Source organism: Nonomuraea cypriaca, from assembly GCF_015645445.1.
In the GTDB taxonomy this organism is placed as follows: domain Bacteria; phylum Actinomycetota; class Actinomycetes; order Streptosporangiales; family Streptosporangiaceae; genus Nonomuraea; species Nonomuraea cypriaca.
Window position 1 is genome coordinate 1 of sequence record NZ_JADOGI010000215.1, and the last position, 17507, is coordinate 17507.

Annotated in this window: 18 protein-coding genes; 7 read left to right on the forward strand and 11 right to left on the reverse strand. The window is 72.0% G+C overall.

The window, feature by feature from the left end:
* Positions 1-68: 68 nt before the first annotated feature.
* Complete coding sequence (locus ITP53_RS43915; RefSeq protein WP_195901422.1) at positions 69-1424, reverse strand: metallopeptidase TldD-related protein; 1356 nt, start codon at positions 1422-1424, stop codon at positions 69-71.
* A gap of 20 nt (positions 1425-1444) precedes the next feature.
* Positions 1445-2938: a TldD/PmbA family protein gene (locus ITP53_RS43920; RefSeq protein WP_195901406.1), complete on the reverse strand. Its 1494-nt coding sequence runs from the start codon at positions 2936-2938 to the stop codon at positions 1445-1447.
* Between the two features lie 77 nt (positions 2939-3015).
* Between ITP53_RS43920 and fabG the strand changes: the two genes are divergently transcribed.
* Together fabG and fabI are read left to right on the forward strand one after the other, a co-directional pair.
* Complete coding sequence (fabG, locus tag ITP53_RS43925; protein WP_195901407.1) at positions 3016-3711, forward strand: 3-oxoacyl-ACP reductase FabG; 696 nt, start codon at positions 3016-3018, stop codon at positions 3709-3711.
* Position 3712: 1 nt separating this feature from the next.
* Positions 3713-4477, forward strand: coding sequence for an enoyl-ACP reductase FabI (gene fabI / locus ITP53_RS43930; protein ID WP_195901408.1), 765 nt, complete (start codon positions 3713-3715; stop codon positions 4475-4477).
* Between the two features lie 120 nt (positions 4478-4597).
* On the opposite strand, the gene ITP53_RS43935 is transcribed toward fabI, so the two are convergent.
* Complete coding sequence (locus ITP53_RS43935) at positions 4598-5449, reverse strand: hypothetical protein (protein WP_195901409.1); 852 nt, start codon at positions 5447-5449, stop codon at positions 4598-4600.
* 127 nt (positions 5450-5576) lie between these two features.
* A complete protein-coding gene (locus tag ITP53_RS43940) occupies positions 5577-6524 on the reverse strand; it encodes an aldo/keto reductase (protein WP_195901410.1) in 948 nt (315 codons plus the stop codon).
* A gap of 227 nt (positions 6525-6751) precedes the next feature.
* Here ITP53_RS43940 and ITP53_RS43945 point away from each other — a divergent pair, with 227 nt between their 5' ends.
* From ITP53_RS43945 to mshC, 5 genes are all read left to right on the forward strand, one after another.
* On the forward strand, positions 6752-7438 hold the full coding sequence (locus ITP53_RS43945; protein ID WP_195901423.1) for an MSMEG_4193 family putative phosphomutase: 687 nt from the start codon (positions 6752-6754) through the stop codon (positions 7436-7438).
* 9 nt (positions 7439-7447) lie between these two features.
* A complete protein-coding gene (locus ITP53_RS43950; protein WP_195901411.1) occupies positions 7448-7996 on the forward strand; it encodes a DUF3090 domain-containing protein in 549 nt (182 codons plus the stop codon).
* Entirely contained in the window at positions 7993-8757 is a 765-nt protein-coding gene (locus tag ITP53_RS43955) for an SCO1664 family protein (protein WP_195901412.1), read from the forward strand. The genes ITP53_RS43950 and ITP53_RS43955 overlap by 4 nt, the downstream gene beginning before the upstream one ends.
* Before the next feature lie 79 nt (positions 8758-8836).
* The gene (locus tag ITP53_RS43960) at positions 8837-9484 is read left to right on the forward strand and encodes an NRDE family protein (RefSeq protein WP_195901413.1); all 648 of its coding nucleotides are present in this window, start codon (positions 8837-8839) and stop codon (positions 9482-9484) included.
* Between the two features lie 10 nt (positions 9485-9494).
* The gene (gene mshC, locus ITP53_RS43965) at positions 9495-10718 is read left to right on the forward strand and encodes a cysteine--1-D-myo-inosityl 2-amino-2-deoxy-alpha-D-glucopyranoside ligase (RefSeq protein ID WP_195901414.1); all 1224 of its coding nucleotides are present in this window, start codon (positions 9495-9497) and stop codon (positions 10716-10718) included.
* Between the two features lie 157 nt (positions 10719-10875).
* On the opposite strand, the gene ITP53_RS43970 is transcribed toward mshC, so the two are convergent.
* The 7 genes from ITP53_RS43970 to ITP53_RS44000 all read right to left on the reverse strand — a co-directional run bounded on the left by ITP53_RS43970 (position 10876) and on the right by ITP53_RS44000 (position 17505).
* A complete protein-coding gene (locus ITP53_RS43970) occupies positions 10876-11838 on the reverse strand; it encodes a UDP-glucuronic acid decarboxylase family protein (protein ID WP_195901415.1) in 963 nt (320 codons plus the stop codon).
* A complete protein-coding gene (locus ITP53_RS43975; protein WP_195901416.1) occupies positions 11835-12707 on the reverse strand; it encodes a glycosyltransferase family 9 protein in 873 nt (290 codons plus the stop codon). The genes ITP53_RS43970 and ITP53_RS43975 overlap by 4 nt, the downstream gene beginning before the upstream one ends.
* Positions 12698-13372: an SDR family oxidoreductase gene (locus tag ITP53_RS43980; protein WP_195901417.1), complete on the reverse strand. Its 675-nt coding sequence runs from the start codon at positions 13370-13372 to the stop codon at positions 12698-12700. The genes ITP53_RS43975 and ITP53_RS43980 overlap by 10 nt, the downstream gene beginning before the upstream one ends.
* Positions 13369-14703, reverse strand: coding sequence for a PfkB family carbohydrate kinase (locus tag ITP53_RS43985; protein ID WP_328817719.1), 1335 nt, complete (start codon positions 14701-14703; stop codon positions 13369-13371). Before ITP53_RS43985 ends, ITP53_RS43980 begins: the two co-directional genes overlap by 4 nt.
* A 62-nt stretch (positions 14704-14765) precedes the next feature.
* Positions 14766-15314: a D-sedoheptulose-7-phosphate isomerase gene (locus ITP53_RS43990; protein WP_195901419.1), complete on the reverse strand. Its 549-nt coding sequence runs from the start codon at positions 15312-15314 to the stop codon at positions 14766-14768.
* 2 nt (positions 15315-15316) lie between these two features.
* Complete coding sequence (locus tag ITP53_RS43995; protein ID WP_195901420.1) at positions 15317-16504, reverse strand: glycosyltransferase; 1188 nt, start codon at positions 16502-16504, stop codon at positions 15317-15319.
* The gene (locus ITP53_RS44000; protein ID WP_195901421.1) at positions 16501-17505 is read right to left on the reverse strand and encodes a glycosyltransferase family 9 protein; all 1005 of its coding nucleotides are present in this window, start codon (positions 17503-17505) and stop codon (positions 16501-16503) included. Before ITP53_RS44000 ends, ITP53_RS43995 begins: the two co-directional genes overlap by 4 nt.
* Positions 17506-17507: the final 2 nt, after the last annotated feature.

Below are 17507 nucleotides of genomic sequence, written 5' to 3' on the forward strand. Positions count from 1 at the left end.
CCATTGGACGGGTGGGCGCGGGCGGCGGCACGGGACGGCGGCACGGGCTGGCGGGTGCGGACGGCGGGTCAGCTGGCCTGGCTGACCGTGGACATGTTGAAGTCGGGCACCCGCACCGCGGGCATGATCGTGCGCTGGAAGTAGTCGTTCCACTCGCGCGGCAGCGTGCGCTCGCTCGCGCCCACCTCGCTCAGCCGCCCCAGCAGGTCCACCGGGCTCTCGTTGAACCGGAAGTTGTTCACCTCGCCCACCACCTCGCCGTGCTCGACCAGGTAGACGCCGTCCCTGGTCAGCCCGGTCACCAGGAGGGTCTGCGGGTCCACCTCGCGGATGTACCACAGGCAGGTGACGAGGAGCCCGCGCCGCGTCGAGGCGATCATCTCCTCCAGCGACCGCCCGCCGGCCGGCCCTGACATGATCAGGTTGTCGATCCCCGGCGTCACCGCCAGCCCGCTCAACTCGGCCGAGTAGCGGGTCTGCAGCAGCGCTTCCAGCTGCCCGTCCTTGATCCAGTCGGTCGGCCCGAGCGGCAGCCCGTTGTCGAAGACCGAGCTCTCCCTGCTGGAGGCGTGCGCCGTCGCGAACGGCGAGCAGCCGATCCCCGCCACGCCGGGATCGCTCGACAGCGTCACGGGCAGTGTGGCCAGCCGCTCGCCCACGCGGGTGCCCCCGCCGGGCTTGGCGAACACCGAGCGGCCGTCGAGCGCGTCCCTGGCGCCCGCCGACCAGAACAGGTAGATCATCAGGTCGGCCACCGCGCTCGGCGGCAGCAGCGTCTCGTAGCGCCCCGCGGGCAGGTCCACCCGGGTCTTGGCCCACTCCAGCCGCTGCGCCAGCGAGGAGTCGAGGGCCGCCACGTCCACGTCCGTGAAGTCAGGGGTGGACACGCCCGTCCACGCCGAGCGCTTCAGGTCGGCGGACTTGGCGTTGAGCTCCAGCCGCCCGGTCGGCTGGTCGTGGCGCAGCCGCACGCCCGTGGACGTGCCGAGGAACGTCGAGGTGAGCGAGTGCTCGGCGAACCCGTACAGCTTCCTGCCGCTCGTCTCGGCCGCCGCGAAGGCGTCGCCGAGAGCCGGCGCGAACCTCTCGAACACCCCGATGTCGGTCGGCCGCACGTCCTCGTCCCAGCCGGGGGAGGCGGGGCCGCCCTCGACGAGCGGACGGGCGTCCTCGGCGGGCTGCGCGTCGCGCGCCGCCGCGTCGGCCGCCGCCACCACGCCGGGGAGCTGGTCCGCGCGTACGGCCGCCCGCGACACGACCCCCACGCTCCGCCCCGCGATCGAGATCACCGTCAGCCGTGCGGTACGGGCCACGCCGTTCGTGGTCAGCGTGTTGCCCGCGAAGCGCAGGTTGGCCGTGGACCCCTCGTCCACGAGCACCACGCAGGCGTCGTTACCGGAGAGCTCGAGCGCCCTCTCCACCATCTCCTGCGGCGAGGTCACGTTCACTTTCCACCCTCCTGCACGGTGTTGAGAATCCGCACGCCGCTGAACAGCGCGGCCGGGGAGCCGTGGCTGACCGGCGCGACCTGGCCAGGCTGGCCCTTGCCGCAGTTGAACGCGCCCCCGAGCACGTAGGTCTCCGGCCCGCCGACCGCCTCCATCGACCACCAGAAGTCCGTCGTCGTCGCCTGGTAGGCGAAGTCCCTGACCTGCCCGGCCAGCCTGCCGTGCGAGATCTTGTACGCTCGCTGCCCGGTGAACTGGAAGTTGTAGCGCTGCATGTCGATCGACCAGCTCTTGTCGCCGACGATGTAGAGGCCGCGCTCGACGCCTGAGATCAGCTCCTCGGTCGAGGGCCCGCCCGGCTCGGCCGCCAGGGAGACGTTGGCCATCCGCTGAATCGGCATGTGCCCCGGCGAGTCGGCGAACGCGCACCCGTTGGACCGGCCGAGCCCCTTCATCAGCGCCATCCGCCGGTCGAGCTGGTAGCCCACCAGGATGCCGTCCTTGACGATGTCGAAGCTCTGCGCCTGCACGCCCTCGTCGTCGTAGCCGACCGTGGCCAGGCCATGGGTGACCGTCCTGTCACCGGTCACGTTCATCGGCGACGAGCCGTAGACCAGCTCGCCGAGCTGGTCGAACGTGGCGAAGCTGGTGCCCGCGTACGCCGCCTCGTAGCCGAGCGCCCGGTCCAGCTCGGTGGCGTGGCCGATCGACTCGTGGATCGTCAGCCACAGGTTGGACGGGTCGATCACCAGGTCGTAGTCGCCCGCCTCGACCGACGGGGCCGCCAGCTTCTCCGCCAGCAGTTCGGGCAGCCTGGCCAGCTCGCCCTGCCAGTCCCAGCCCGTGCCCGTCAGGTATTCGTAGCCCCGCCCGACCGGCGGCGCGAGGGTCGACATGTCGTCGAAGCCGCCCTCGTAGGCCTTCATCGCGTTGAGCGTGGGATGCACCCGCACCCGCTGCTGCGTCGTGACCGTCCCGGCCGTGTCGGCGTAGAACTTCTGCTCCTTGACCTGCAGCAGCCGCGCCGAGACATGGTCGGCGCCCTTCAGCAGGCCGGCCGACCAGTCGGCGAGCAGGCTCACCTTGTCGGCCGGCGGCACCTCGAACGGGTCCACGTCGTACGCCGACACCCACACGGCGTCGGCGTGCACCGGCTCGGGCGCCAGCTCGATGGGCTCCCTGTTGATCGGGGCGCTCACCTCCGCCACGCGCACGGCCTGCTCGGCCACCACCGCCGCGGCCTCCGGCGTCAGGTGGATGCCGGCGGCGAAGCCCCATGTGCCGCCCTTGACGACGCGCACGGCGTAGCCCAGGTCGTCGGCGTCCATGGCGCCTTCGAGCCGGGCATCATAAAGACTCAGCGTCTCGGCTCTGACGCGTTCGAGCCGGAAGTCGGCGTGCTCGGCGCCGAGGTCGCGAGCGCGTTGCAGGGCGGCGTCCGCGAGCTGCCGCAGCGGCAACTCCAGGAAATCGGGATCGATCTGGCGCATGTCCACGATCCTAACCCTGTGATCTTGTGCCACCCGGACAACCGGATACCGGCGGGTAGGAGATAACGTCAGATGCCATGGCACGCTCTGTACTCGTCACCGGGGGCAATCGCGGCATCGGCCTCGCGATCGCCCGTGAACTCGCCGCGACCGGCGACGCCGTCGCGGTCACCTATCGATCGGGGGAGCCGCCGGAGGGCCTGTTCGGCGTGCGCTGCGACGTCACCAGCATGGCCGACGTGGAGGCCGCCTTCGACAAGGTGGAGGCCGAGCACGGCCCCGTCGAGGTCCTCGTCTCCAACGCCGGCATCGCCAAGGACACCCTGCTGGCGATGATGAAGGAGGAGACCTTCACCGACGTCGTCGACACCAACCTGACCGGCGCCTACCGCGTCGCCAAACGGGCCATCAGGCCCATGATGCGGCTCAAGCGCGGCCGGATCATCCTGATCTCCTCCGTGATCGGCCTGATCGGCCAGGCCGGCCAGACCAACTACGCCGCCTCCAAGGCCGGCCTGATCGGCTTCGCCCGATCCATGGCCCGCGAGTACGGCTCCCGCAACATCACGGTCAACGTGGTCTCGCCCGGATTCGTCGCCACCGACATGACGGCCGAGCTCGACCACGAGGCGATCATCGCCAACATCCCTCTCGGGCGGCAGGCGGCCCCCGAAGAGGTCGCGCGCGTCGTGCGCTTCCTGGCCGGCGACGACGCCTCATACATCACCGGGGCCGTGATCCCGGTCGACGGCGGACTCGGAATGGGGCACTGACATGGGCATTCTCGAAGGCAAGCGGATCCTCGTGACCGGCGTGCTCACCGACTCCTCGATCGCGTTCTCGGTGGCCAAGCTGGCGCAGGAGGAGGGCGCCACGGTGGTGCTGACCGGGTTCGGCCGGTTGAGCCTCGTGGAGCGCATCGCCAAGCGGCTGCCGGCGCCCGCGCCGGTGCTGGAGCTCGACGTCCAGAGCACCGAGCAGCTCGACACGCTCGCCGGCCGCGTGGGCGAGCACGTCGACGGGCTCGACGGCATCGTCCATTCGATCGCCTTCGCGCCGCAGACGGCGATGGGCGGCAACTTCCTCAACACCGCGTGGGAGGACGTCGCGACGGCCGTGCACGTCTCGACGTACTCGTTCAAGTCGCTGGCGGTGGCCTGCCTGCCGCTGATGAAGGAGGGCGGGGCCGTCGTCGGCCTCGACTTCGACGCCTCCAAGGCGTGGCCCGTCTACGACTGGATGGGCGTGGCCAAGGCCGGCCTGGAGTCCTGCAACCGCTACCTCGCCCGCGACCTGGGCAAGCACAACATCCGGGTCAACCTGGTGGCGGCCGGGCCGCTGCGCACGATGGCGGCCAGGTCGATCCCGGGCTTCAAGGAGTTCGAGGACGGCTGGCCCGGCAAGGCACCGCTCGGCTGGGACCTGGCGGACACGATGCCGGCGGCCAAGGCGTGCGTCGCGCTGATGTCCGACTGGTTCCCGGCGACGACGGGCGAGATCGTCCACGTGGACGGCGGCGTCCACGCCATCGGCGCCTGACCGCCGCGCGCCGGCCCGCCTGGGTTCGGGGCACCTGCCCGCCGCGGTCCGGCCCGTCTGGGTTCGGGCCGCCGGGTTCCGGTTGCCTGAGCGCCGCGGGCCGGCTCGCCGGGGCCTGGGTCAGGCCAGGCGGTGGCGTCCGTTGCCCGCGCGGGCCGGTTCGAAGGGGATCGACTCCGCGGGCTCCGTACGCTGGCGTCGCTGCTGCACGATCCGCGTGGCCAGCACCGCCGACCCGAGCAGGGCGATCGTCAGCACGGTCCCCAGCACGTCGGAGGCCGGCGGGCTGGGGCGCACCACCCGCTGATCCTGCATCGGCACCGACAACTCGTGCGCGAACGGATTGGGCCACAGCAGATCCACCCGCGGCGTGTCGGAACGCGCCTTCCGCTCCTCGATCACCGGCCGCCCGGTGCCCAGCTGCTGCGGCCTGCTCTCCGGCGGCGTGGGCGGCAGGGTGGGGACCGCGGCGGAGTCGTCATCGGGGCGCTTCTTCGACGGCCGCGTCCGCTCGGGCGACGGCGTGGGGATCGGCGGGCCCGGCGTCAGCACGTCGAGCATGCCCTCCTCGTCGCAGGCCAGCACCGGCAGGCACACGTCCTCCAGCGGCTCGGGGAGCACCGTCGTCCTGGCCGGCTTGGGCGACGGCTCGGCGGGATCGTCGCGCTCGGGAGGCTCGCTCGTGCGGCGCGGCTTACCCGTCGGGACGGCCTCACCGACCCGGCCGAGCACCTCGTCGGTCGTCTTCTCCAGGGGCTCCGTCACCTTGTCCGTCGTGCCGCCCGTCAGAGTGCCCACGGTGCCCGTGACCGCGTTGACGACGTCGCAGAGAGTGTTGGTCACTCCTGACAGCAGGCCCCCGTCGCGTGTGCAGTCATTGGTCGTGGCGGAGGCCGCTGCCGGAGCCGCCATCGGAACGGCCACCAGCGCCACCGCGAGAACTCCCACCGAGATCGCGGTCCTGCTCCCCATCCGTCCCCTCCTGCGTTGCTTCCGGAGGAAATCCTTATGGACATCGCACCTTCGACGCAGGTGTTTCCTGGGTAAAGTTGCGATTCGGTACCGACTAGTGATACGCGAGTGGGACTCTCGTTTCGGGTCAGTCGAGTGACGACACGTCATCAAGGGCCTCTCGGATCTCTCTGGGCAGGACGACGTCCTCGGCCGGCAGGACGCCCTTGAGCTGCGCGTGCGTACGCGCTCCGACGATGGCCGAGGCCACCCCGGGCTGGTCGCGCACCCACGACAGGGCCACGGCGAGGGGTGAGACGCCGAGCCCGTCGGCGGCGGTCATGACGGACTCGACCACGCTGCGGCTGCGCTCGTCAAGATAGGGACGGACGAAGTCGGCGAAGTGCGGGGTCGCCGCTCGCGAGTCGGCGGGGACGCCGGTGCGGTATTTTCCCGTCAGCACGCCCCGGCCCAGCGGCGACCAGGCCAGCACGCCCACGCCGAGGTGGGTGGCGGCGGGGAGCAGCTCGCGTTCTGGCTCGCGGGCGAGCAGGGAGTATTCGGCCTGCGCCGAGGTGATCGGGATGCGGCCGGGGATCGTCGCCTGGGTGACGGTGGCGGCCGCGAGCTGCCAGCCGGCGTAGTCGCAGACGCCCGCGTAGACGGCCCGGCCGGAGGAGACGATCGCGTCGAGCGCGGCCAGGGTCTCCTCCAGCGGCACCTCGGCGTCGTACGTGTGCAACTGCCACAGGTCGACGTAGTCGAGCCCGAGCCGGTTGAGCGAGTCGTCGACCGCGGCGATCAGGTGGCGCCTGGAGGCGTCGCGCGGCCGCCGGCCGGTGGGCGTCACCACGGCCTTGGTCGAGATGACCAGCTCCGAACGCGGCACCGAGTCGCGCAGGATGCGCCCGAGCAGCCGCTCCGAGTCGCCGCCCGTGTAGACGTCGGCCGTGTCGACGAGGTTGCCGCCCGCGTCGAGGAACGTCCGGAGCTGCGCGGCCGCCTCGTCGCCGTCGGTGTCACGCCCCCAGGTCATCGTGCCGAGCCCCAGCCGGGACACCGACAGGCCGCTGCGGCCGACATAGCGCTGCTCCATGATCCCGCCAGGTTATCAACAAGAAACCAGCTCATCGGGCTGCCGCTCCACTGTCATACGTGGTCAACGCCGGAGCGGCAGCCCGTCTCGCAGATTTCTCATTGCCAACAAGAAACCAGCTCATCGGGCTGCCGCTCCACTGTCATACGTGGTCAACGCCGGAGCGGATTTCTCGTGGCCGTCCGGGTGGGTGAAACGTCGTGATCGACGCCTGCGACACTTACTGGGTGACCACGCTGCTACTGGCCCGCCACGGGCTGACCGACCTCACCGGGCCGGTGCTCGCCGGCCGCACACCCGGGGTGCGTCTGAGTGAGGCGGGCAGGGCGCAGGCCGCCGCGCTCGCCCGGCGCGTCGCGCGCGTCAGGCTCGACGCCATTGTCTCCAGTCCGCTCGAACGCTGCATGGAAACGGCAGAAGCGGTCTCGGAAGGGCGCGAGACGACCGTGCTGACCGACGAGCGCTTCATCGAGTGCGAGTACGGCACGTGGACCGGGCGCCCGCTGAAAGAGCTCGCGCAGGAGTCGTTGTGGCCGGTCGTGCAGGCGCACCCCAGCGCGGCGACATTTCCGGAAGGCGAGTCCCTGGCCGGAATGCAACATCGGGCGGTCACGGCGGTCAGGGAGTGGAATCAACGCCTGGGGGAGAAGGCTGTCTACCTGGTTTGCAGTCACGGCGACGTGATCAAGTCGATCGTGGCGGACGCTCTGGGTCTCCATCTCGATCAGTTTCAACGCATTACTGCCGATCCGGCCGCTCTCACAGTCATTCGCTATGCCCCCTTGCGTCCCTTTGTTCTCAGACTCAACGATATGGGGGAATTGGCGCTCCCCGAGGATTCGGAGGAGAAAGACGGGGGAGAAAACATCACCGGGAGCGATGCCGCCGTCGGCGGTGGACCCGGAACCACGTAAGGTCAGGCTATGCCGGTCTTCGACTACGACCCACCAGAGAGGTTCGTCGCCGGTGCCCTGGGGCAGCCCGGCGCGCGGGTCTTCTTTCTGCAGGCCAGGGCCGAGGGCAGACTGACCACGGTGGCGCTCGAGAAGCTGCAGGTCGCGGCGCTCGCGGGCAGGCTCGACGAACTGCTCGACGAGGTGCTGCGCCTGAGCGGCGGCACAGCGCAGGTGCCCGCGCTGGCTCCTGCCGATCTGGCCGACGACGCGCCTCTCGACGTGCCGGTCGCGGAGGACTTCCGCGTCGGCACCATGGCACTGGCCTGGGACGCCGAGAAGTCCCAGGTGGTGATAGAGGCCCAGGAGGTCGTCGACGAGGAAGACGTCGAGGGCCCCGACCCGGCGGTGCTGCGCGTGCGCATCAGCGCGGGCGCGGCCAGAGCCTTCACCCAGCGGGCCCTGCAGATCGTCGCGGCGGGCCGCCCGCCGTGCCCGCTGTGCGGACAGCCGCTCGACGCCGCCGGACACGTCTGCGTCCGGCTCAACGGATATCGCGGGGGTGAGGCGGCTTCATGACCGCTCCGGAGAGCGAACCGGCCGTCAAGCCGCCGGGCCCATCGGGCATCCGCGACGAGGAAGCGCTCACGCTGCTGCGCGACGGCCGCCTCGACGTGGCGGGCCGCCTGGTGGAAGCCACCAACATGACGCTCTACTGCTCGGTCAAGCTTGGCTCCCGTACGGCCGCGTGCGTCTACAAGCCCGTACGCGGCGAGCGCCCGCTGTGGGACTTCCCCGACGGCACCCTGGCGGCCAGGGAGGTGGCCGCGTTCGAGGTGTCGCAGGCGACGGGCTGGCGCATCGTGCCGCCCACGGTCTACCGCGACGGCCCCTTCGGCCCCGGCATGTGCCAGTTGTGGATCGACACCGAGCGTGAGGTCGACCTGATGCGGCTGGTCAAGAGCCGCAATCCGGTGGTGCGGCGGATGGCGGTGTTCGACGCGGTGGTCAACAACGCCGACCGCAAGGGCGGTCACCTGCTGCCGCTGCCGACCGGCCACGTCTACGGCGTCGACCACGGGGTCTGCTTCTCCGCCGAGGACAAGCTGCGCACGGTGCTCTGGCAGTGGCGCGGCAAACCGCTGGCCCGCGAGGCGGTGGCGGTGCTGGCTAAACTCGAGCGCGACATCGAGTCCGGGGCGCTGGGGCGCAGGCTGCGCGAGCTGCTCACGCTGGCGGAGGTGGAGGCCACCTGGCAGCGGGTCAGGCGGCTGCTGGACACGGGCGTGCATCCGTACCCGTCGGAAGGCTGGCCGGCCATTCCGTGGCCACCCATCTGAGATCCGTCGGAGGGCTGGCCCGCCGTTGCGTGGCCACCCATCTGAACCCGGCCGGAGACGGTTTACTACTCTTTGCTCCATGTGCACGCTGATCGTGAGAACCGGGCGGCCGCTCGCCCTCATGGGCGTCAGGGACGAGTTCACCGACCGCCCGTGGGAGGGGCCGGGGGAGCACTGGCCGGAATACCCGGGCATGATCGGCGGGCGCGACCTCAAGGCGGGCGGCACCTGGCTGGCCGTCAACCCGGCGGCCCGCCGCGCCGCGGCCCTGCTCAACGGCCGCGGCCGGGCCGCGCCGGAGACGACGAAGATCTCCCGAGGCGACCTGGCGCTGCGGGCCGCGTACACGGGGGAGCCGCCAGGGGGCGATCTGACCTGCTACGACCCTTTCCACCTGGTGCTCGCCGACCTGGCCTCGGTCCGGCTGTCCAGCTGGGACGGCGAGCGCCTCTCCGCCTCGGACCTCCCCGACGGCACCAGCATGATCGTCAACTCCGGCCTGGACCCGGCGGACGAGCGGGTGCTGGCGTACCTGCCCAGGTTCGAGGCGGGCGGATGGAACGAGCTGATCACGGCGGCGCCGTCCGCCGACCCGGGCGCGCTCATCGTCAGGAACGAACTGCCGGACGGCCGCGTCTTCGCCTCCCTGTCGGTGATGGAGGTCGAGCTCGAGCCCGGCGGGCTGACGTACGCGTTCACCGACCTCACCGCTGATCGGGACGGATAGGCTCAAAGGCATGCGATCGTGGTCTGCCCCGAATGTCCCAAGGCTCCCCGGTGAGAGCATTCCGCTGCGTCTCTACGACACCTCCGCAGGGCAGGTGCGGCAGACCGATCCGGGCCCGACCGCCAGGATGTACGTCTGCGGCATCACCCCCTATGACGCCACCCACCTCGGCCACGCCAACACCTACCAAGCGTTCGACCTGATCGGCCGGATGTGGCGGGACGCGGGCCACGAGGTGCACTACACCCAGAACGCCACCGACGTGGACGACCCGCTCCTGGAGCGGGCGGCGCAGACCGGCGTCGACTGGCAGGACCTGGCCGAGCGGGAGATCGAGCTGTTCCGCGGCGACATGGAGGCGCTGCGGATCCTGCCACCCCGCGAGTACGTCGGCGTCACCGAGATCGTCGGCCAGGTCGCGGACCTGATCTCCAAGCTCGCCGCCAAGGGCGTCACGTACGTCCTCGACGGCGACGTCTACTTCAGCGTGGCCGACGCCCCCAAGTTCGGCCAGGTGTCCGGCTACGACGAGCAGGAGATGCTGGCCCTGTTCGCCGAGCGCGGCGGCGACCCGGAGCGGCCGGGCAAGCGCCACCCGCTCGACTGGCTGCTGTGGCGGGCCGAGCGGCAGGGCGAGCCCGCCTGGGAGTCGCGCCTGGGCAGGGGCAGGCCGGGCTGGCACATCGAGTGCACCGCGATCTCCCTCGGCAACCTCGGCCCCGGCTTCGACGTGGCCGGCGGCGGCTCAGACCTGATCTTCCCGCACCATGAGTGCGGCGCCTCCGAGGGTCACGCCGCGACCGGCGAGTGGCCGTTCGCGAAGTTCTACACGCACGCCGGCATGGTCGGGCTCGACGGCGAGAAGATGTCGAAGTCCAAGGGCAACCTCGTCTTCGTCTCCAAGCTGCGCCTGGCGCACGGCCCGATGGCCGTCAGGCTCGTGCTGCTGGCCCATCACTACCGCGCCGACTGGGACTACGTGCCCGGCCTGATCGCCGACGCCGAACGCAGACTGGCGCTGTGGCGCTCGGCGACGGCGCTCGCCTCGGGGCCGAGCGCGGACGAACTGCTCGCCACGGTGCGGGCGCGGCTGGCCGACGACCTCGACTCGCCGGGCGCCCTGGCCGCGGTCGACGCCTGGGCCGAGGACGCCCTCGCCCGCGGCGGCCCGGACACCGGCGCGCCCGCCCTGGTCAGGGACCTGGCGGACGCCCTGCTCGGCGTGACCCTCTGAAGGCGTCCCGAGGCCGCGACATCACCGGCCCGGGCTGAGGTTTGACGGCGTCCGGGCGGACGCATAGTTCCTAACATGCGTGAAGAAACGGAGCTCAGGCTCGCGATCACGCTGGATCTGCCCGGCGACTTCGAGCCGGAGGCGGACGAGCCGGGGTTCAGAGTCGGAGGCGTTCGAGTTGCTCGGCGGTGGCCAGTTCGGCGGCGAACCACTCGATGGTGCGGCGCAGCCCCTCGGCGGCGGGCACCCGCGCCTGCCAGCCGAGCCGCTCGGCCGCCAGCGTGGTGTCCGGCCGGCGGACCTTCGGGTCGTCGGCCGGCCGGTCGATGAACCGGATCTCCGACGACGAGCCCGACAGGTCCCTGATGAGCGTGGCCAGCTCCAGCATGGTCAGCTCGTCCGGGTTGCCGATGTTGACGGGGCCGGCGAAGTCGCTGCCGGCCATGGCCAGGATGCCCGACACGGTGTCGTCGACGTAGCAGACCGAGCGCGTCTGCGACCCGTCGCCGGTGATGGTGATCGGCTCGCCGGTCAGCGCCTGCCGGATGAACGTCGGGATCGCCCGCCCGTCGAACGGCCGCATCCTGGGGCCGTAGGTGTTGAAGATGCGGACGATGCCGGTGTCGGTGCCGCGTGACTGGCGGTAGGCGGTGGTCAGCGACTCGGCGAAGCGCTTGGCCTCGTCGTAGACGCTGCGCGGGCCGACCGGGTTCACGTTCCCCCAGTACGTCTCGCGCTGCGGGTGCTCCAGCGGGTCGCCGTACACCTCGCTGGTCGACGCCAGGACGAACCTGGCGCCCTTCTCCCTGGCCAGCCCCAGCGCGTGCAGCGTGCCGACGCTGCCCACCCGCAGCGTCTCGATCGGGTAGCGCAGGTAGTCGGCGGGGGAGGCGGCCGAGGCGAAGTGCAGCACGAGGTCCAGCCGGTCCCCGACGTGCACGTAGCCGGTCAGGTCGCACTCGATGATCCGGAACTCGGGCCGGTCGATCAGGTGCTCGACGTTGCGCGGCCCGCCGGTGAGGAAGCTGTCCATGCAGACGACCTCCGCTCCCTCGTCCAGCAGGCGTTCGCACAGGTACGAACCCAGGAACCCGGCGCCCCCGGTGACGAGAGCCCTCATGACGTGACCTCCAACGCGGCGTCGACGACTTCGGATACCTCGATCCGCAGCAGGCCGGGATCCGGCCGTTCCCCGTGCGGATCGCCGTTCCGCCCGGCCCACAGCGCCACGTGACGCCAGCCGGGCGGCGGCCCCCACAACTTCGGCGAGACCGGCCCGAACAGCACCACCGACGGCACACAGAACGCCGTCGCCAGGTGCGCCACCCCGGTGTCGCCGCAGACCACCAGGCTCGATCTGCTGACCAGGTCGATCAGGTCGGCCAGGCGGGTGCGCCCGGCCAGCACGCGTTCAGGGGGCAGGCCCGCCAGCTCGGCGACCCTCATGGCCAGCGGCACCTCCTCGGCGTTGCCCGTGACGACCACGTCGTCCAGCGCCGCCGCCACCTCGGCGAACCGCTCGGGCGGCCACCGCCGCGACGGATAGGCGGCGCCCGGATGCACGATCGCCGGGCCCGTGCGGTCGGAGATGCCGAGCGTCAGGTCGTCGGGGTCGGCCGGGATGCCGTGCCACTCCAGCAGGTCGCACCAGCGGCGTACCTCGTGCACCTTCTCCGGCCACGGCGGGCCGGTGCCGTAGCTGATCAGTCGCCCTGGCCGGGTGCTCCGCAGCGCCTCGATGCTCTGCGGCCCCTTCCCGTGCAGGTTGACCGCGACGTCCGGCCGTTCGAACGGCACCGGACCCGGTCCCGACACGTCCACCTGGGCGTCGACCGCGCCGATCAGCGGCGGCAGGGCGTCCAGAGCCCGCGGCGCCGCCAGCGTGATCCGGTGCCACGGGAACGCCTGGCGCAGTGCCCGCAGGGCGGGCACGGCGGTGAGCAGGTCGCCCAGGCCGAGCCCGCGCAGCACCAGGAGGTCTAGGGCCATGACGTCTCCGTCGAGGGGCAGACCACGAGCTCTCTCACCTCGCATCCGGCGGGCTGCCGCAGCGCGAACACCACCGCCTGGGCGACGTCCGCCGGATCGTTCAGCCCTGCCTCAGGGCCGGGCTTGTACTGCTCGGGGCGGCCGTCGAAGAAGCTCGTCCGCATGCCGCCCGGGATCAGCAGGGTCACCCCCACCTCGCCGCGCAGCTCGATCGCGAGCCCCCTGGTGAAGCCGACGACGCCGAACTTCGACGCCGAGTACGCCGACGCGTCGCTGAGCGGCCGCAGCCCCAGCGTCGACGCGCAGGTGACGACCTTGCCGCGGGTGTGCTTCAGGTACGGCAGCGCCGCCCGTACGACGGCGGCCGTGCCCAGCAGGTTCACCTGGATGACCCGCTCCCAGTCGGCGGCCGGTACGTCCTCCAGCCGCCCGCACGCGTCGATGCCCGCGGCCGTCACCACGCCGTCCAGGCCGCCGGCCCGCTCGGCCAGCTCGCGTACCGCCCGCTCGGCCTGCCCCCGGTCGGCCAGGTCGGCTGTGACGTGGTCGAATCGCTGGTCGGGCGCGCGTACGTCGACGACGAGCGCCCGCCAGCCCTCCTTCTCCACGGCTTCGGCGGTGGCCCGTCCGAGCCCGGAGGCTCCCCCGGTGATCAAAACGTTCACTGGATCTCCCTGATCAGATTGGTTGTCGAACGCCCCGGCAGCGTGCTCAGCACGACGGTCTCCGCGCCGAGCCTGCCGAGGACCTCGGATTCGGGCAGCAACTCCCCCTCGTAGTCGCCGCCCTTCACCCACGCGTCGGGGCGCAGCCGTTCGATGGCGGCGGCCGGGGTGTCCTCGTCGAACACCAGGACCGCGTCCACGCAGCCCAGCGCCCTGAGCACCTCCACCCGGTCACGCACGTCCACGATGGGCCGCGACGGGCCCTTCAGCCGGCGTACCGACTCGTCGGAGTTGACACAGACGACCAGCGCGTCGCCCAGCGCCCTGGCCCGCCGAAGCAGGCTCACATGCCCCGCGTGCAGCAGGTCGAAACAGCCGCCGGTGGCGATCAGACGGCCGCCGTACGCGCGGGTGAGCCCGGCCACCTCCAGCGCCGTGCGCGGCCGGTCGCCGAGCCGCTGCTCCCGTACCTTGATCGTGGCGGCCCCGCCGCGTTCCACGAAGCGCGAGGCCTCGCCGACGCCGATCGCGACCGCGTCCCGGACGTCCGCGCCGTCACGCAGCGCGAGCGCCGCGGCGGCGGCGAGCCGGTCGCCCGCGCCGCACGCGTCCCGGCCGCCGGCCCGCACCGGCGGCGGCACCCTGGTCAGCGGGCCGCCCTGGACGGCCAGCGCCGCCCCGCACGCGCCCGTAGTCACGGCCACCGCGCCGGCCCGCAGGTCCCGCACCAGCCTGCGGGCAGCCTGGTCGGGGCCGTGGCAGGCGCCCTGGCACAACGCGCGCGCCTCCGCCTCGCTGGGCGTCAGCAGGGCGCAGCCGGGCATCGGCCGCTCGCCCCTGGGATGCGGGTCCCACACCACCGGTACGGCGACGTCGCGCAGCAGTTCGCGGGCCATCCTGGCCACGCCGCGGCCGTAGTCGGAGACCAGCACCGCGCCGGCCCGGCCGATCGCTTCGACGGCCTCCCTGCTGGGCGCGTACCTGGCGGTGCCGTCGCCGGCGTCCAGCCTGACCAGCGTCTGGCCCCGCGCCCTGACCCGCGTCTTGCGCACGGTGGCGCCACGCAGCGGGAGCCTGATCAGCTCCACCTCCTCCGACAGCAGCCCGCACAGGCGGTGGCCGTCGGGGTCGTCGCCGATCGCGGTGATCAGCACGACGTCGGCGCCGTCGCGGGCGGCCAGCAGCGCGGCCAGCCCGGCGCCGCCTGGACGCGCCTGCTCGGCGGCGACGTCGACCACCGGGACGGGCGCGTCCGGACAGAGCCGCTCGGTCTCACCTTCGACGTCCACGTCAAGCAACGTGTCCCCGATGACCACAAGCGGCCCAGCCACAGCGTTTGTTTTTCGAGCGGAGCTCGGGCTGTGACGAATGTCCTCACTCCGTTGCGGATCCATCACAGCGCTTCCTCCACCGCTTCGCACAGCAGGTGGATCATGGCGAGGTGCACCTCCTGCACGGTGGCGGTCTCCCCGGAAGGTACGCACACCGTCTCGTCGCACACGTCGGCCAACGGGTTCGGCGCGGGACCGGTCATGGCCCAGGCGAGGATCCCGTTCTCCTGCGCCGTGCTGGCCGCGGCCAGCACGTTCGCGCTGGCGCCGCTGGTGGACAGGCACAGCAGCACGTCACCGGGACGGCCGTGCGCGCGCACCTGCCGGGCGTACACCTGGTCGGCGCCGAAGTCGTTGGCGATCGCCGTCAGCGACGAGCCGTCGCCGTGCAGCGGGATCGCCGCGTACGGCTCCCTGTCGTCCCTGAACCTGCCGACCAGCTCGGCCGTCAGATGCTGCGCCTCGGCCGCCGAGCCGCCGTTGCCGCAGGCCAGCAGCCGGCCGCCGGCGCTCAGCACACCTGCCAGCTTCCCGCCCCAGGCGCGGACGGTGACCGCGTGGCCGTCGACCTTCTCCAGCGTGGTCCAGAGCTTCTCGAGATGAGCGTCCATGATCAACCCCCCAGAGCGGCCAGTCGGCACACCTGGCCATCGATGACCTGCGTGTACACGGCCTCGGTCCGTTCTGCGACGCGCGGCCAGCCGTACCTCTCGCGTGCTCTGCGGGCCCCCGCCGCGCCGAGCCGTGCCCGCCTTTCCGGACTGTCGAGCACGTCCTTCAGCGCCCTGGCCAGCGCTCGGGGACGGCGCGGCGGCACCAGCACGCCGCAGCCGGCGACGGTGTCCAGGTGCCCGCCGACCGCCGAGGCCACCACGGGCACGCCGCAGGCCATCGCCTCGACCGGGACCATGCCGAACGGCTCGTACCACGGCACCGTCACCACCACGTCGGCCGAGCGCATCAGGGCAGGGACGTGCTCGCGCGGCACGCTGCCGATCACATGGACCCGGTGGCCGAGCCCGTACGCGGCGGCCAGTTCGCGCAGGCGTACCGACTCCTCGTCGTCGGGGCTGCCGCCGGCGATCACCAGGTCGGCGTCGGGGAGCCGGCGCAACGCCCTGATCACGGTGTCCACGCCCTTGCGCGGCACCATCCTGCCGATGCTGAGCACGAGCTTGCCGGAGGTACGCGGCGCCACGGGCCCCTCCGGGCAGAACGCCGACAGGTCGACGCCGCACGGCACCACCGTGACGCGCTGCTCGGGAACCCCCATCGCGCACAGCTCGCGAACCTCGTCCGCGCAGGTGGCCAGCACCGCGTCGGCCCGCTTGCCGATCTCCCGCTCGGTGTCGATCCGGTGCGCCGGGCTGGTGTCCGCGGCGCCCTGCCAGCGCCGCTTGACCGTGCCGAGCGCGTGGAACGTCTGCACCACCGGCACGCCCTCGACCGCCTGCAGCGCCGCCTGCCCGCTCATCCAGAAGTGCGCGTGCACGACGTCCGGCCGGCGCGCGGCCCAGCGGTCGGCCAGCCGTTCGGTGAACTCCGGCATGTACGGAGGCAGCTCGTCCTTCGGCACCGGCGCCGGGGGGCCGGCGGTGACGTACTCGACCGTGACGCCCGGCGCCATGGGCACCGAGTCCGGCTGGGTCTCCGACGTGCGCCTGGTGTGGACGACGACCGTGTGCCCGCGCTCGGCCAGCGCGACGGCGAGCGCGGCGACATGGACGTTCTGGCCGCCCGAGTCGACGCCGCCGACCGCCGCCAGCGGGTCCGCGTGCTCGGAGATGAGATCCACCTTCACTGCGTCAGCTCCCTCACTGCCTTGACCACCTGCTCACTTGTCACCTGGGACAGGCACGGGTGCCCGGGTACCGGACAGGTGCGCGCCCTGCTTCCCCGGCAGGGCGCCCGCTGGTCACCGAGCAGCACCACGGGCACGCCGTACGGGGCCCACCGAGCCGCCGGTACGACAGGGGCGAACAGACTCACGACCGGCGTGCCGACGGCGGCGGCCAGGTGCGCGGGACCGGTGTTGCCGGCCACGAGCACGCCGGCGCGATCGATCACGGCGGCCAGTTCGGCGAAGGAGGTCACGCCGCCCAGGTCCACCGCGACGCCACCGGCCACGTAGGCGGTGAGGTCGCGTTCCGTGCCGGTCACGACGACCTGGTGCCCGTCTTCGGCCAGCTCCCGCACGGCGTGCCGATGCCTGTCGGCGGGCCAGGTTCGCGCGGGCGCCGATGTCCCCGGGTGCACCACGACATACGCGCCTTTGTCGGCGTCGGCGCTGACTTTTCGGAGTTGCCCCGTATATCGGCTTATATCCGGAAGTGGTCGCTGAACTGCGAGTCTGCCGTCATCGCCCTTCGGCAACTCGAACCCGGCCGCCCTCGCGACCGCCAGCATGCGCTCCGCCTCGGGCACATCGGCGCTCTCGTCCACGACGTGCCTCACGTCGAGCAGGGATCCCGGATAGTCGTTGCTGATGGCCGCGACGCGGCGCACGCCGGCCAGCCTGAGCAGCAGCGCCAGGGGGAGCGCCGACTGGTGGAACGAGGTCAGGATCACCGCCTCGTCGATCCCGCCGAGCCTGGCGATCAGGCCGTCCACCTGGGCCTTGGAGACGGGCGGCGCGGTGTGGTCGATCCAGGGCGCGCGCCACTCGATCACGCGGTCCACACCGGGCAGCAGCCCGGCCGCCGCCGCGCCGTTCGGGCCGGCCAGGAAGACCAGCTCGTCGGCCCGCGTGCGCACGGCCCGGACGGCGGGCCCCGCCAGCAGCACGTCCCCGGCATCATCCAACC

Bases quoted from the DNA above. Each gene is read 5' to 3' on its own strand.
- ITP53_RS43960 (WP_195901413.1), top strand. From the start codon at position 8,837: ATGTGCACGCTGATCGTGAGAACCGGGCGGCCGCTCGCCCTCATGGGC.
- ITP53_RS43955 (WP_195901412.1), top strand. From the start codon at position 7,993: ATGACCGCTCCGGAGAGCGAACCGGCCGTCAAGCCGCCGGGCCCATCG.
- ITP53_RS43970 (WP_195901415.1), bottom strand. From the start codon at position 11,838: ATGAGGGCTCTCGTCACCGGGGGCGCCGGGTTCCTGGGTTCGTACCTG.
- ITP53_RS43990 (WP_195901419.1), bottom strand. From the start codon at position 15,314: ATGGACGCTCATCTCGAGAAGCTCTGGACCACGCTGGAGAAGGTCGAC.
- ITP53_RS43975 (WP_195901416.1), bottom strand. From the start codon at position 12,707: ATGGCCCTAGACCTCCTGGTGCTGCGCGGGCTCGGCCTGGGCGACCTG.
- fabG (WP_195901407.1), top strand. From the start codon at position 3,016: ATGGCACGCTCTGTACTCGTCACCGGGGGCAATCGCGGCATCGGCCTC.
- ITP53_RS43920 (WP_195901406.1), bottom strand. From the start codon at position 2,938: ATGCGCCAGATCGATCCCGATTTCCTGGAGTTGCCGCTGCGGCAGCTC.
- ITP53_RS43915 (WP_195901422.1), bottom strand. From the start codon at position 1,424: ATGGTGGAGAGGGCGCTCGAGCTCTCCGGTAACGACGCCTGCGTGGTG.
- ITP53_RS43935 (WP_195901409.1), bottom strand. From the start codon at position 5,449: ATGGGGAGCAGGACCGCGATCTCGGTGGGAGTTCTCGCGGTGGCGCTG.
- ITP53_RS43940 (WP_195901410.1), bottom strand. From the start codon at position 6,524: ATGGAGCAGCGCTATGTCGGCCGCAGCGGCCTGTCGGTGTCCCGGCTG.
- fabI (WP_195901408.1), top strand. From the start codon at position 3,713: ATGGGCATTCTCGAAGGCAAGCGGATCCTCGTGACCGGCGTGCTCACC.
- ITP53_RS43950 (WP_195901411.1), top strand. From the start codon at position 7,448: ATGCCGGTCTTCGACTACGACCCACCAGAGAGGTTCGTCGCCGGTGCC.
- mshC (WP_195901414.1), top strand. From the start codon at position 9,495: ATGCGATCGTGGTCTGCCCCGAATGTCCCAAGGCTCCCCGGTGAGAGC.